This window comes from Pseudoalteromonas gelatinilytica, from assembly GCF_001641615.1.
Taxonomy (GTDB): domain Bacteria; phylum Pseudomonadota; class Gammaproteobacteria; order Enterobacterales; family Alteromonadaceae; genus Pseudoalteromonas; species Pseudoalteromonas gelatinilytica.
In genome coordinates this window covers 68,834-82,861 of sequence record NZ_LRRU01000016.1, presented here as the reverse complement: position 1 = coordinate 82,861, position 14,028 = coordinate 68,834, and the positions used below count along the sequence as shown (strand labels likewise).

Below are 14,028 nucleotides of genomic sequence, written 5' to 3'. Positions count from 1 at the left end.
ATAAGTAATGTTAAAGCTCCCTACTGAATTAGCTATTACTCAGGTCGAAACACTCCATCAAGATTTGCTCCAAGAGTTGTCAGCAAATGATGATATCTGTCTGGATATCAGTGAAGTGACCCGTGCTGACACAGCATCAATTCAGCTTTTATGTGCATTACAGAAGCATTTGCTTTCGGTGCAACACAAAATTATTTGGGTTGGCGAAAGCAAGCCGTTGCAACAGGCAATTAATAGTTTGGGCTTGAGCCATTATCTTGTGCTTGAGAATGCCAATTAAGAGGTTTTTATGAAAAGAATTTTAGCAGTAGATGATTCTGCATCTATGCGCCAAATGGTTGGTTTTACGCTTAAAAAAGCAGGTTTTGATGTGACAGAAGCGAAAGACGGCAGTGAAGCATTAAATATTGCAAAACAACAAAGCTTTGATGCTGTTATTTCTGATGTGAATATGCCGGTAATGGATGGCATTACCCTTATTCGTGAATTACGTAGCTTACCTAATTATAAGTTCACACCTTTACTAATGCTGACCACAGAATCAGGATTAGATAAAAAGTCTGAAGGTAAAGCTGCTGGGGCTACGGGCTGGATTGTTAAGCCATTTAATCCTGAGCAATTGTTAGCGGTATTGAAAAAAGTGATTCGCTAATAATAGGAGCGGGGCATGAGTATAGATCTAAGCCAATTTTTTGAAGTATTCTTTGAAGAAAGCTTCGAAGGACTCGATGCTATGGAGGCTGAGTTATTAAACTTAGTGCCTGGCGAAGAAGACTTAGAGACCATAAATACAATTTTTCGCGCCGCGCATTCAATTAAAGGGGGTAGCGGTACTTTTGGTTTTAGTTCTGTTGCAGATTTTACTCATGTTCTCGAAACGCTGTTAGATCAAATCCGTGAAGGCTCCCGCGATCTTACTGCTGAGCATGTTAATTTACTCCTAAAATCAGTCGACTGTTTACGTGCGCTGCTTAGAGCTTTACAAGCTGAGCAGCAACCTGACCTAACAGAAGCGGATGAACTGCGCGTTAAGTTCGAAGAAATTCTCGGTATGCGTGCTGCAAGTAAAGCACCAGAGCAAGCACCAGAAACTGTTCGCGAAAGCAGTTTTAATACCTACCAAATCGATTTCAAACCACACCACCATTTATTTAAAACCGGTAATGAACCACTGTACATGATCAGTGAATTAGCAGAATTGGGAGAACTTGAAACACAAGCCTTTCAAGATGATGTGCCAGATATTACGAACCTTGCCCCTGAAGATTGTTTTCTGTCGTGGCGCTTTTTCTTAACCACTGATAAAGAACAAAGCTGCATCGAAGAAATTTTCGAATGGGTTGAAGATGACGCTGATATCACTATCACCCTATGCGGTGGTTTGTTTGGTGATGAAGAGGATGTAGCTGTTGAAACTGTTGCTGAAGAGGCTGCGCCAGCGCAAGAGGCTGAGCCTGCTGTAGTTAAAGCTGCGATAGATCCTAAAAAGCCAGCGCCAGTTAAAGCTGCCACGGCAAATGCCGAATCAACTTCAATTAGGGTTGGTATCGACAAAGTTGATTCATTGATCAACATGGTAGGTGAATTAGTGATCACCCAAGCGATGTTAAGTCAATTGGGTGAGCAAGAGATCACTGAAGCAACTATCGCCTCGTTACAAGAAGGCTTAGCACAACTGGCACATAATACCCGTGACTTACAAGAAAATGTCATGCGTATCCGTATGTTGCCAATCAGCTTTGTGTTTAGTCGCTTTCCACGCTTAGTACGCGATATCTCACAAAAGCTTGATAAACAAGTCGAGCTAAAGTTACTTGGTGAACAAACCGAATTAGATAAAACCGTGATGGAGAAACTGTCTGATCCTATGGTGCATCTAGTGAGAAATTCCCTAGACCATGGCTTAGAAACCGTTGATAAACGCGTTGCAGCGGGTAAAAACCCGGTTGGTACTGTGACTTTGAATGCGTTCCATCAAGGCGGCAATATTGTTATCGAGATTATGGATGACGGTCAGGGCCTGAATACCACTAAGATCCGTGAAAAGGCGATTAAAAACGGCCTAATTTCAGAAACCGATGATTTGTCTGATAACGAAATCAATGAGCTTATTTTCTTACCAGGATTTTCTACAGCCGATCAAGTAAGCGACTTATCGGGTCGTGGCGTTGGTATGGATGTTGTAAGGCGCAATATCGAAGCACTAAGCGGCTCTGTTGAAGTGGCTTCTGCACCAGGCGTGGGTTCGACATTTACCATTCGTCTCCCGCTAACGCTGGCTATCTTAGATGGGCAATTAGTCCGGATTGCTGAGCACACTTATATCATTCCGCTGATTTCGATAATTGAGTCATTGCAAATCGATATTAGTAAAGTGAGTCGAGTGGGCAAAGACTTAGATGTGCTGCGCTTACGTGATGAATATATCCCTATCTTAAGGCTTTACAATATTTTCAATCATAAAGGGGCGATTGAAACGCTTGATAAAACCTTGTTGGTTGTCGTTGAAAGTGACAATCAAAAAGTAGGTTTATTAGTTGATGACTTATTGTCGCAACAGCAAGTAGTAATCAAAAGCTTAGAGGCCAATTATCAAAAAGTTGATGGTGTCTCAGGGGCGACAATTTTAGGTGATGGTCGTGTCTCATTGATTGTAGATATTAGCGGTTTGATCAAATTATCTGGACTTAGAAAGCCTGGGAGCCAGGAATTGATTATTGAATCAAAAGCAAATTTGGAGGCGTCATGATTGCACAGCACGACGACCTGCATCACAAGCTCAATCTTGAACAAGATCAAGATGTAAAACAGTTTTTAACCTTCTTCATGGCTGAAGAAGAGTACGGTGTTGATATTTTAACGGTGCAAGAAATTCGCAGTTGGGAAGAAATTACGGTGATCCCTAACTCACCGGATTTCGTCAAAGGGGTTATCAATCTGCGCGGCACCATAGTGCCGATTATTGATTTAAGACTTCGTTTTGGTATTTCAGCCATCGAATACGGACCGTTAACCGTTGTCATCGTACTAAAAGTAAAACTTGAAAACGCATGTAAAATTATGGGCATCGCAGTTGATGCCGTCTCGGATGTCTATAGCATTGCTGAGCATGAAGCGAAGGCGGTGCCACATTTGTCTGACTCAGACAACGCGCAATTTGTTGCGGGTTTAGTCAATGTGGGTGAGAAAATGGTCGCATTACTTGACCTACAAAAAACAATGGACATTTAACTGGGTAGATTAACAAGAAGGTGAAGGGTATGGGATGGTTTAGCAGTCCTAAAAATGTTGAGTCGGAAAATGATTTAGTTATTGCGGCGCTTAAAAAGTCACAAGCGATGATTGAGTTTCAACCGTCGGGGCAGATCATTACTGCCAATGCTAATTTCTTAAACACCATGGGTTACCGACTCGAAGAAATTCAAGGGCAACACCACTCTATGTTTGTTGCTGAAAAAGAGTCGCAAAGCCCAGAATATCAACAGTTTTGGCAGCGATTACGCAGCGGAGAGTTCTTCACTGATGAATTCAAGCGTGTCGGTAAAAATGGCAAACAAGTTTGGATCCAAGGCACCTATAACCCAATTATTGATAGCAATGGTAATGTCACTAAAGTTATCAAATTTGCTACAGACATCACACCTCAAAAAGAACTTGAACGTCAGTCAAAACGTGATGCTGATTTATCAAATGCGCTGCGCGTATGCCAAGCAAATGTGATGATTGCCGATAACGATTTAAAAATTATTTTCGTTAATGAGCAAGTAAAGCAAATGCTGCAAGCTCGTGAATCAACGCTACAAAAAGTGCTACCTAGCTTTTCTGTGGCAAATTTAGTGGGCACGTGCGTTGATGATTTTCATAAACAGCCATCGCATCAACGTGAATTACTAAAAACATTATCTGAACCATACAAAACCACATTGCGTTTGGCAGGGCTTATTTTTAGCTTGATTGCGACACCTTGGGTGAGCGCATCTGGTAAGCGATTAGGTACTATTGTTGAGTGGCAAGATATTACTGATAGCGTAAATAAAGCTGAAGCGGAAAAACGTGAAGCAGAAGAAAATCTTCGTGTTCGACGCGCGTTAGACCGTGTGGCAACCAATACCATGATTGCTGACGCTGAGAACAACATCATTTACATGAACGAAGCGGTTCTGAATATGATGAAGATTGCTGAAAGTGATCTACGCAAAGATTTACCTAACTTCAACAGTAATAATCTAGTGGGTCAAAATATCGATGTATTCCACAAGAATCCAGCTCATCAACGCAATATGCTTGCTAAGCTAAGCAGTACTTACAGCACTGAAATTCAAGTTGGCGGTCGTACTTTTGGTTTGGTCGCAAACCCTATTTTTACCCCTGAGAACGAACGTATTGGTACGGTCGTTGAATGGGAAGACAGAACGGCTGAAGTGGCGATTGAAAAAGAAATTGCTGGCCTTGTTGCTGCTGCGGGGAGTGGTGACTTAGAAGCCCGTGTTGAAGAAGCGGGTAAACAAGGTTTCTTCTTACGTCTAGCGCAGGGCTTAAATAGCCTTGTCAGCATCGTTGATGATGCAGTAAAAGACACAGGCAATATGCTTGATGCTATGGCGAACGGTGACTTATCAAAACGTATTGAGCAAGACTATCAAGGTTCATTCGATAAGCTAAAACGTGATGCAAATGCCACGGCTGATAAGCTTACTGAAGTGATTAATCGTATTAATACCTCAGCAACGTTGGTGGCCAGTGGTGCAGAAGAAATCTCACAAGGTAATGCTGATTTAAGTCAACGTACTGAAGAGCAGGCTTCATCACTTGAAGAAACAGCATCAAGCATGGAAGAGATGACCAGTACGGTTCGTCAAAATGCTGATAACGCAAAAGAAGTGAATGAACTAGCTGAAGAAACACGTACTAAAGCACAAAAAGGTGGTGAAGTTGTAAATCGCGCTGTAACCAGTATGTCGGCAATTAATGAATCAAGTAAGAAGATTGCAGACATCATCAGTGTTATTGATGAAATTGCCTTCCAAACAAATCTACTTGCGCTGAATGCGGCAGTCGAAGCTGCACGAGCTGGTGAGCAAGGTCGTGGATTCGCAGTTGTTGCAGGTGAGGTTCGTAACTTAGCGCAACGTTCAGCAGCCGCAGCAAAAGAAATCAAAGAATTGATCCGAGACAGTGTTGGCAAAGTTGAAGATGGTACATTACTAGTTAATGAATCAGGTTCAACATTACAAGAGATTGTCACTGCTGTACAAAAAGTAACAGCAATGATTTCTGATATTGCCCAAGCTTCTGAAGAGCAAAGCTCTGGTATTGAGCAGGTTAATAAAGCCATTGCTCAAATGGATGAAATGACCCAGCAAAATGCTGCTTTGGTTGAAGAAGCCTCTGCTGCAGGCGAATCAATGGCTGAGCAAGCTAATGATATGCGTCGCTTGTTAAACTTCTTCTCGTTGTCAAATAACGAGATGGATATTACTAGCCGCGCAAGTTCGGCGCCAGCAGCTAAAAAGCCGAGCTCACCAGTGCGCTCAGCACCAAAAGGCAATAACTTTGTTGACCCTAGTGATGAGTGGGAAGAGTTTTAAACTCTTCCCAATTTAATTCTAACTAGTTAATTGCATCTAATGCTAAAGCTGCAGGGTCAGGCACATGAAAGAGTTTCTACTAACGGATAGTGACTTTAAAGCTATTTCCTCACAAGTATACGATGCTTGCGGCATTGTTTTAGCTGAGCATAAACGCGAGATGGTTTACTCGCGTTTAGCAAGGCGAATACGCCACCATAAACTGAAGAACTTTAAAGAATATTTAGACTTTCTTGAAGAGCACAAAGAGCAAGAGTTTAGTGAGTTTATCAATGCTATCACCACTAACTTGACTTCTTTTTTTCGCGAGCCACATCATTTTAGTTATCTAAAAAATACCATAGTGCCAAAGCTATTGGTTAGTAATGCCAAGCAAAAGCGCGTGCGGGTGTGGTCTGCCGGTTGCTCAACGGGCGAAGAGCCTTATACCATTGCCATGACCTTAAGCGGTTTATTTCCATCTGATTGGGATGTGAAAATTTTAGCGACCGACTTAGATTCAAATGTACTTGCTAAAGCACAAGGCGGCACCTATACCGCTGCCAATGTGAATGGTTTAGACCAAAGTCATCTGAAACGCTGGTTTTTAAAAAGTCACGATGGTCAGTTGTATAAAGTAAAACCTGAGCTGCAAAAGAATATTTTCTTTAAACGTCTAAACTTATTACAGAACTGGCCAATGCAAGGGCCATTTGATGTTATTTTTTGCCGCAATGTAGTGATCTATTTTGATAAACCGACAAAAGATACTTTGTTTAAACGTTATTACGACATACTGACCGAGTCTGGTCACTTATTTTTAGGGCATTCAGAAACCCTCGGTAAGGATCACAAAGAGTTTAAGAATTTAGGCCAAACTATCTATCAAAAAGGTGGTCTATGAGTAGTCATTTTAAACCTGTACTTCCCGGTTTTGATCACGTTAAGCGGTTTTGGGATGGCAAGCGCCACAAAGTGGTTGCCAAAGTATTGCCGGGTGAGTTTTATGTTTCCAAGTCTGATGAACTAATTACAACGGTGCTAGGTTCATGTATTGCTGCGTGCATTTACGATGAAGGTTTAGGCATTGGTGGTATGAATCACTTTATGCTGCCAGCAGAAAAAGGCGTTGATCCTAGCAACGCACATAGCCTTAATTGCCGTTATGGTAACTGGGCAATGGAATACTTGATCAATGAAATCCTAAAAAATGGTGCTTCTAGACGCAATCTCAAAGTGAAACTGTTTGGCGGAGGGAAGATTATCCGTTCAATGACAGATATTGGTGTTGGCAACATTCGTTTTGCAAATGCCTATGTACTTGAAGAGGGTTTAGATTTAGTATCCCATGATGTTGGCGGACCTTGGCCACGTAAGGTGATGTTTGATCCGCAAACAGGCAAGGCTCAGGTCAAAAAAATGCGTGAATTGCACTCTGATAAACTCGAAAAACGTGAAATTAAATACTTACACGATATTGAGCAGCAAGATGCAGAAACGGATATTGAATTATTTTAGGAGAGCATATGATCAAAGTACTCATAGTTGATGATTCTGCTTTGATCCGTGGTTTACTCAAGGAAGTTCTCGAGCAAGCGCAAGACATTCAAGTCGTTGGTGCGGCAGAAGACCCTTATCAAGCCCGAGATTTAATTAAGCGCCTTAATCCCGATGTCTTAACACTGGATATCGAAATGCCAAAAATGGATGGATTAAGCTTTTTAAAAAACTTGATGCGCCTGCGACCTATGCCAGTGGTAATGATTTCAACACTGACTCAAAAAGGCTCACCCATCACATTGGAAGCCCTTGAAATTGGTGCTGTTGATTTTATTGCTAAGCCAACCATCAATGTCACAGAAAACCTGCAACGCTATGCGCATTTACTTCATCAAAAAGTTCGCACTGCCGCAGGTGCCAGAATACGCGCCTTTAAAGAATTAAAAGTTGAAGACGACAGCGCCTTAGCTACATTGCAATTTAAGGCCAATAGCGTACTAGCCATTGGGGCTTCGACGGGTGGCACCGAGGCAATTAAAGAAGTACTCGTGCGCATGCCAGAAAATTGCCCACCGATTGTGATTACTCAGCATATTCCGCCGGTTTTTAGTACCTCGTTTGCGATGCGCATGGATAGAACGTGCAAAATAAACGTTAAAGAAGCTGAACATGGCGATAAGCTGCAACCGGGATGGGCGTATATTGCACCGGGGGATCAGCATTTAAGTGTGGTGAAAAAAGCCGGAGGCCTGTTTTGCCAGCTTGATTCGAGTGAGTTGGTTAATCGCCATCGCCCAGCAGTCGATGTGCTATTTAACTCCCTCGTTGTTGCTTGCCCTAAAGCGACAGTAGCGGCGTTATTGACCGGTATGGGCAGTGATGGCGCACAAGGCTTATTGGCATTAAATCAAGCAGGAGCTTACACCATCGCGCAAGATGAATTATCGTCGGTGGTGTGGGGAATGCCAAAAGCCGCAGTAGAACTCAATGCGGCTAATGAAGTGGTTCGCCTTGATAAAGTGACAGCACAAATGCTAAAACAAGCGGTTAAGGTACAATAACCCAAGGTTGTGAGAACCAGTAATAACTGCCTTTCATCGCAATAGAAGGGGCCGTGCAGTTAAAGCGAGAGCGGCCTTTTTTCAGTTTTTCAGGTGAGGTGATCTTCACCGTATCTTTACTAAGCCAGGTTAAATCAGCTTGACCAATGCCTGAGACATAACAAGCAAACTGACTTTTATGGAAGTCCTGCATATCAAATTGCATCGTTAAACTAGGTGGGTTTTCGTCTGTCACGCTGTCTGAGTAGGTAAGCTGTTTGATAGTGAAGGCTTGAGAGTCGAGTTTAGTAGCAAGCGTATCAAGCTTTGAGTAAAACCCTGATGCCGGAAAGCGTGGTAATCGAGTAAAGTCAGAGTGGATACCTACAGCACCTGAATGCTGTCCGATGCCAACATATCCAAGTGATTTAACTAACTGCTGCAATGCATTATTAAATTCGCCATAAGGGTAAGCAAGGTATTTGTAATCATGGCCAATTTCTTCTTTAATGCGCTGCTGGGCAGATAAAATGTCTTCCTTAGTACGAGCAAGCCATGCTTCTTCACTCTCGCCCGGCTGTTTGCGATGCAAGTAATTATGAATTTGCGTGTGGTTGCTAATTAACGCCCCTTTATTTGCTAGCTCTTTTAATTGCTGCCACGTCATCACATAGCTTTTGCCTTCATCAATAAGCTCAGGATTTACGAAAATAGTATACGGGTAGCCAAACTTTTCTAAGATAGGCGCTGCTTCTTCATAATTGTTTTTGTAGCCATCGTCGAAGGTAATTGCGACCGTTTTATCTGTTAGCGGTTGGCCTGCTTGTAGTGAGGCAATAAGCTCGTTTAATGGAATAACCGTAAACTTGTGATCGTGTAAATATTGCATGTGCTCAGTGAATGTTTCGCTGCTGACGCTGGTTACCGCTGGAAGGGTTTCACTGACGTGATGATACTGTAGAATGACTGCGCCATGGGCACGCAAAGATAAACCTAACAGGACTGCAAATACTACATGAAACATTTTCTTAAACGTCATAAGGCACACCATAAAAGTTTACTGTTATTAGCCGGTCCGATGATTTTATCAAATATTACCGTGCCAATGTTAGGTTTAGTTGATACTGCTGTAATCGGCCACTTAGGAAGCGCTCACTATTTGGCTGGTATAGCGCTCGGTTCAGCAGTTATCTCGTTATTATTTTGGCTAGCGGGCTTTTTGCGCATGAGTACCACAGGCTTGGTTGCACAGGCTTATGGTAAACACGATCACACCTTACTTGCCGAGCTATTAAAGCGCAGCTTGTTACTAGCGACAGCGGTTGCGCTGCTCTTAATTGCGCTGAGTATACCTATTCAATCCTTAATGGCATATTTATCAAATGCCAATGAAGCTGTTTTAGAACAAGCAAATAGCTATTTTTCGATTCGTATTTTTAGTGCACCTGCTGCTTTATGTAATTTGGTTTTACTTGGTTGGATGTTGGGGGTGCATTATGGTCGAGGGCCGTTTTATTTATTACTTATCACCAATATAACCAATATTGTACTCGATATTTATTTTGTGGTGTTTCTTGATTGGGGTGTGGCTGGAGCTGCGTGGGCGTCTTTAATTGCTGATTATATCGCCCTCGGTTTTGCACTTATGCTCGTTACTCAACTTGCGAAAAAACAAGGTGTTAACCTTGCCGTGAAAGCCTGGTTGAGTGTTGCTAAGTTGCTTGATTTAGTGAGCTTAAATCGCGACATTTTTATTCGCTCACTGGCACTCCAACTGTGTTTTAGCTTTATGACTTTTTATGGCGCGCGTATCGGTGAAACAACCTTAGCGGCTAATGCGGTATTGCTAAACTTTTTAATGTTGGTGAGCTTTGCACTTGATGGTATTGCTTATGCGAGTGAGGCAAAGGTTGGAAAGGCCAAAGGTGAACACAGTAGCCAACACATACAGTTATGGGTGAAATTAAGCCTGTTTTGGGGTGGGTTATTTGCGCTGTTTTATAGCCTTATATTTTTATTATTTGGCGAGGCAATTATTCGCTTACTGACCGATGTGCCCGAAGTTATTAGCCTTGCAACGGTTTACTTGCCTTGGGTGATTATATTGCCTATTGCGGCGATGGGTTGTTTCTTATTTGATGGCGTATTTGTCGGTTTAACCCGTGCTAAAGACATGCGTAACACCATGCTATTTAGTGCTGTGGTGGGCTTTTTTGGGCTGTTTTGGCTAGTGAGTAGTTGGCAAAATCATGGTTTATGGTTTGCGATGACGAGCTTTATGCTGATGCGTGGATTAACGCTGTGGTTTCGCTACCGTAGAATCGTCAACAACCAGCAATTATTAGAGTAAATTATCGCTGAAGATTTATTTCCAAAGATCGGGGTCGTGATCTTTTGGGGATGAGCGCTCTAAAACCTGTGCAAAACGGTTGGCAAAAATACCTAAATAGCCCCAACCTGCCAAGAATAAAGCGAGAGCTAAAATAATCAGGCCAATTAACTGAAATAGTGCAGGCCCATAGTAACCTATGGCAATAAAAATCACGGCCAGCACAAACAGTGCTAGGCCGCGAAGAAAGCGTTTTAAGCTTAATTTGGGGTCGCTACCTAAGCGAAATACCCACTTTTTAAGCATGCTTAGATACCGTTAGTAGTAAGAGTGCTCACCAGATTGGTGATCAGTAATGTCTCTTACACCATTGATTTCATCAAACTTGGCGATCATTTCTTTTTCGATGCCTTCTTTAAGCGTGACATCAATCATTGAACAACCGTTACAACCACCACCAAATTGCAGTACCGCGATACCGTCAGCTGTAATTTCTACTAGGCTAACTTGGCCGCCGTGGTTTGCAAGCTGTGGGTTCACTTCTGTTTCAAGCATGTGTTGTACACGCTCTTGTAGTGATGCATCGTCGCTTAATTTGCGTGCTTTTGCGTTTGGCGCTTTAAGCGTTAACTGAGTACCCATTTTGTCTGTTACAAAATCGATTTCAGCTTCTTCTAAGAAAGGGGCGCTTTCTGCATCAACAATGGCATCAAAACCATTAAATGGTAGACGAATATCAGTCGCTTCAACGGCGTCTTCTGGGCAGTAAGAAACACCACACTCAGCCTGCGAAGTACCTGGGTTTACTACAAACACACGGATGTTCGTTTGTTCAGCTTGGTCTGCTAAAAGTTTAGCAAAATGAGATTGTGCAGATTCAGAAATAGAGATCATAAAACGGACTATACTTGACTAAATTACTCGGATACTGCCTATCATACTCCGCTCATCGTGTTGTCGCCAGTGTTGAGCGTAAAAAGTTGCATCTATTTTATCGAATGGTAGCGTTAAAACATCAAATAATTACGGGTGCTATCTATGCGTTTAATAATAACAATATTAACCATGCTAGTGAGCGTTAGCGCATTAGCAAAACCTCTTTCTTATTACTTTGAACAAGATGTGAAATTTGACCCAAGTATTCCAACCCCTGAACAGGTGTTAGGTTACGAAGTCGGTGAGTGGCATGTACGTCACGATCAGCTTGTGCAATATATGCAAATTTTGGCCGAAAAAAGCGACCGAATGAACTTTAAAGTGATTGGTCGTACTCATGAGCAGCGCCCACTGGTGATGTTAACTATCACAGCGCCAGATAAGCTGGGTCAAGTGGAGCAAATTCGCAAGGCGCACTTAGCTCGCTTAAATGGTGGGGCGAGTGACTCAAGCAAACAGCCTGCGGTTGTATGGATGGGCTATAGTGTGCATGGTAATGAATCATCAGGCAGCAATGCATCATTACTCGTTGCTTATTACCTTGCAGCAGCACAGGGACCAGAAATCGATGCGTTACTTAATAATACGGTTATTTTACTCGACCCATCACTAAACCCAGACGGGTTAGCGCGTTTTGCTAATTGGGCTAACAGCAACCGTGGTATGAAGTTATCGTCAGATCCAGAAACTCGCGAGCATATTGAAAGTTGGCCGAGCAGCCGTACTAACCATTATTTGTTTGACTTAAACCGTGACTGGTTGTTGTTACAGCACCCTGAATCACGCGCACGTATTGCTCAATTTCATCAATGGAAGCCAAATATCCTAACAGACTTCCATGAAATGGGCCCTAATAGCACGTTTTTCTTCCAGCCGGGGATCCCAACTCGCAAGCACCCAATCACACCTGAAGAAAATGTCACGCTAACCAAAGCAATTGCAAACTATCATGCGAAAACACTTGATGAGCACAATGCGCTTTATTTTACTGAAGAAAGCTTCGATGACTTTTACTATGGTAAGGGCTCAACTTACCCAGACGTAAATGGTGGTGTAGGCATCTTATTTGAACAAGCGAGCTCGCGTGGTCACTTACAAGAAACGATCAACGGACCGCTAAGCTTCCCGTTTACGATTAAAAATCAGTTATTAACTAGCCTATCAACGTTCCAAGCGGCGATTGATAACCGTACAGACTTACTTGATTATCAAGCAAAATTTTACAACAAAGCAGTTGATCTTGCTGGTGATGAAGACTTTAAAGGTTATGTTATTAAAGGCGGCGCGGATCACAGCCGCATGCAATACTTCCTTGATTTACTTAGACAACATCAAATCAATGCATACATGTTAGAAGAGCCGTTAAAAGTAAACGGTCAAAGCTTTTCTGAACAGAGCTATTATGTGCCATTAGCACAGCCACAATTTCGTTTAATTAAAGCGATTTTCAGTGAGCAACAGCGCTTTGTTGATAACACGTTTTATGATGTATCGGGCTGGACACTAGCTCATGCCTTCAATCTAGAATTTGCAAAAGTAAGCAGCAATTGGGGCTTAAATCTTGCCAAAATGCCTTGGCAGCAAAGTGTTAAATCAAGCTTTGCAGCATTACCGCAAAGCTATGCGTACGCATTTAAGTGGGATGATTATCTCGCGCCAAAAATGCTAAATAGTTTACTCGAACAAGGTGTAAAAGCGCGCGTGGCGTTAAGCCCACTCACAGCAAAAACACCATCAGGTGAGATTGCTTTTGCAGCTGGCAGTATTTTGCTTCCTGCGGGTCTGCAAACTGACAGCAACTGGGTGAGTTATTTAAACCAAGCACAAAATGAATTTGGTATTGAAATTACACCCATTAGCTCAGGCTTAACGGTGAAAGGTGCCGATTTAGGTTCTCGTTCAATGGCCGTAGTAAAAGCACCAAAAGTGTTACTCGTGGGTGGTGAAGGTACCAGCCAGTATGAGCTTGGTGAGGTATGGTACTACTTAGATCGCTTTGTTGGTACAGCGCCAAGCATTATCGAAATGAACCGCTTAGATGGTATCGACCTTGAAAACTATAGTCATATCATTCTTGCGCACGGTAATTACAACCGTCTTGATGATGCAACGAAAGTGGCTATTAAGTCGTGGGTTCGTAAAGGCGGCGTTATTTGGGGGCACAAAGGGGGGGCGAAGTTCTTAGCTGATCAGCAGCTACTAAAAGCTAATTACTTATCTCGCCGTGATGTAGCCAGTGCCTTTGATACAACAGGGCTTAGCTATGCCGATAAAGATGACTTAGCAGGCCGTCAGCGTATTGCAGGGGCTATTTTTAATACCTCAGTGGATTTATCTCATCCACTTACCTATTCGCTGAATCGTAATACATTACCTGTGTTTAAGAATAGCACTTGGCTACTTGAGAAGTCAGATGCCCCATTTGTTAACGTACTTACTTACACAGATAAACCGCTTTTAGCTGGCTTTACTGATGACGTAAACGTAGAGCAAGTCGCCGGTGCGGCAGGTCTCATTGCGCATTCATATGGCAAAGGCAGCGTGATAGGTATGACTGATAACCCAGTGTTCCGTGGTTACTGGTATGGCACGAGCCGATTACTGAGCAATGCCTTATTTTTTGGTAATGCGTTTCATGCCTCTGGTGATAAATAAT

Annotated in this window: 13 protein-coding genes; 10 read left to right on the top strand and 3 right to left on the bottom strand. The window is 42.6% G+C overall.

Annotation, left to right across the window (positions count from 1 at the left end; all coding sequences use genetic code 11):
* Positions 1-7: 7 nt before the first annotated feature.
* From NH153_RS07375 to NH153_RS07340, 8 genes are all read left to right on the top strand, one after another.
* On the top strand, positions 8-280 hold the full coding sequence (locus tag NH153_RS07375) for an STAS domain-containing protein (RefSeq protein ID WP_063702448.1): 273 nt from the start codon (positions 8-10) through the stop codon (positions 278-280).
* A 9-nt stretch (positions 281-289) separates the two neighbouring features.
* The gene (locus NH153_RS07370; protein ID WP_063702446.1) at positions 290-652 is read left to right on the top strand and encodes a response regulator; all 363 of its coding nucleotides are present in this window, start codon (positions 290-292) and stop codon (positions 650-652) included.
* 15 nt (positions 653-667) lie between these two features.
* Positions 668-2,749, top strand: a complete 2,082-nt coding sequence (locus NH153_RS07365; RefSeq protein WP_063702444.1) for a chemotaxis protein CheA — start codon at positions 668-670, stop codon at positions 2,747-2,749.
* A complete protein-coding gene (locus tag NH153_RS07360; RefSeq protein ID WP_063702442.1) occupies positions 2,746-3,231 on the top strand; it encodes a chemotaxis protein CheW in 486 nt (161 codons plus the stop codon). Before NH153_RS07365 ends, NH153_RS07360 begins: the two co-directional genes overlap by 4 nt.
* Positions 3,232-3,260: 29 nt before the next feature.
* On the top strand, positions 3,261-5,588 hold the full coding sequence (locus NH153_RS07355) for a methyl-accepting chemotaxis protein (protein WP_063702440.1): 2,328 nt from the start codon (positions 3,261-3,263) through the stop codon (positions 5,586-5,588).
* 64 nt (positions 5,589-5,652) lie between these two features.
* Positions 5,653-6,471: a CheR family methyltransferase gene (locus tag NH153_RS07350; protein ID WP_063702438.1), complete on the top strand. Its 819-nt coding sequence runs from the start codon at positions 5,653-5,655 to the stop codon at positions 6,469-6,471.
* Entirely contained in the window at positions 6,468-7,085 is a 618-nt protein-coding gene (gene cheD, locus NH153_RS07345) for a chemoreceptor glutamine deamidase CheD (RefSeq protein WP_063702436.1), read from the top strand. Before NH153_RS07350 ends, cheD begins: the two co-directional genes overlap by 4 nt.
* A gap of 8 nt (positions 7,086-7,093) precedes the next feature.
* Positions 7,094-8,128, top strand: a complete 1,035-nt coding sequence (locus tag NH153_RS07340) for a protein-glutamate methylesterase/protein-glutamine glutaminase (protein ID WP_063702434.1) — start codon at positions 7,094-7,096, stop codon at positions 8,126-8,128.
* Here the strand turns inward: NH153_RS07340 and NH153_RS07335 are convergent.
* On the bottom strand, positions 8,115-9,146 hold the full coding sequence (locus tag NH153_RS07335) for a polysaccharide deacetylase family protein (protein ID WP_063702432.1): 1,032 nt from the start codon (positions 9,144-9,146) through the stop codon (positions 8,115-8,117). The genes NH153_RS07340 and NH153_RS07335 overlap by 14 nt on opposite strands.
* Here NH153_RS07335 and dinF point away from each other — a divergent pair.
* Positions 9,123-10,457, top strand: coding sequence for an MATE family efflux transporter DinF (dinF, locus tag NH153_RS07330; RefSeq protein WP_082874012.1), 1,335 nt, complete (start codon positions 9,123-9,125; stop codon positions 10,455-10,457). The two genes, NH153_RS07335 and dinF, sit on opposite strands and share 24 nt — an antisense overlap.
* Positions 10,458-10,472: 15 nt before the next feature.
* Here dinF and NH153_RS07325 read toward each other — a convergent pair whose 3' ends face one another.
* On the bottom strand, positions 10,473-10,742 hold the full coding sequence (locus tag NH153_RS07325; RefSeq protein WP_063702430.1) for a hypothetical protein: 270 nt from the start codon (positions 10,740-10,742) through the stop codon (positions 10,473-10,475).
* Positions 10,743-10,754: 12 nt separating this feature from the next.
* Entirely contained in the window at positions 10,755-11,330 is a 576-nt protein-coding gene (gene nfuA, locus NH153_RS07320) for a Fe-S biogenesis protein NfuA (RefSeq protein ID WP_063702428.1), read from the bottom strand.
* Positions 11,331-11,474: 144 nt separating this feature from the next.
* On the opposite strand from nfuA, the gene NH153_RS07315 reads away from it, so the two are divergent.
* Positions 11,475-14,027 (top strand): M14 metallopeptidase family protein, encoded by a 2,553-nt coding sequence (locus NH153_RS07315; protein ID WP_063702426.1) that lies wholly within the window; start codon positions 11,475-11,477, stop codon positions 14,025-14,027.
* Position 14,028 lies beyond the last annotated feature (1 nt).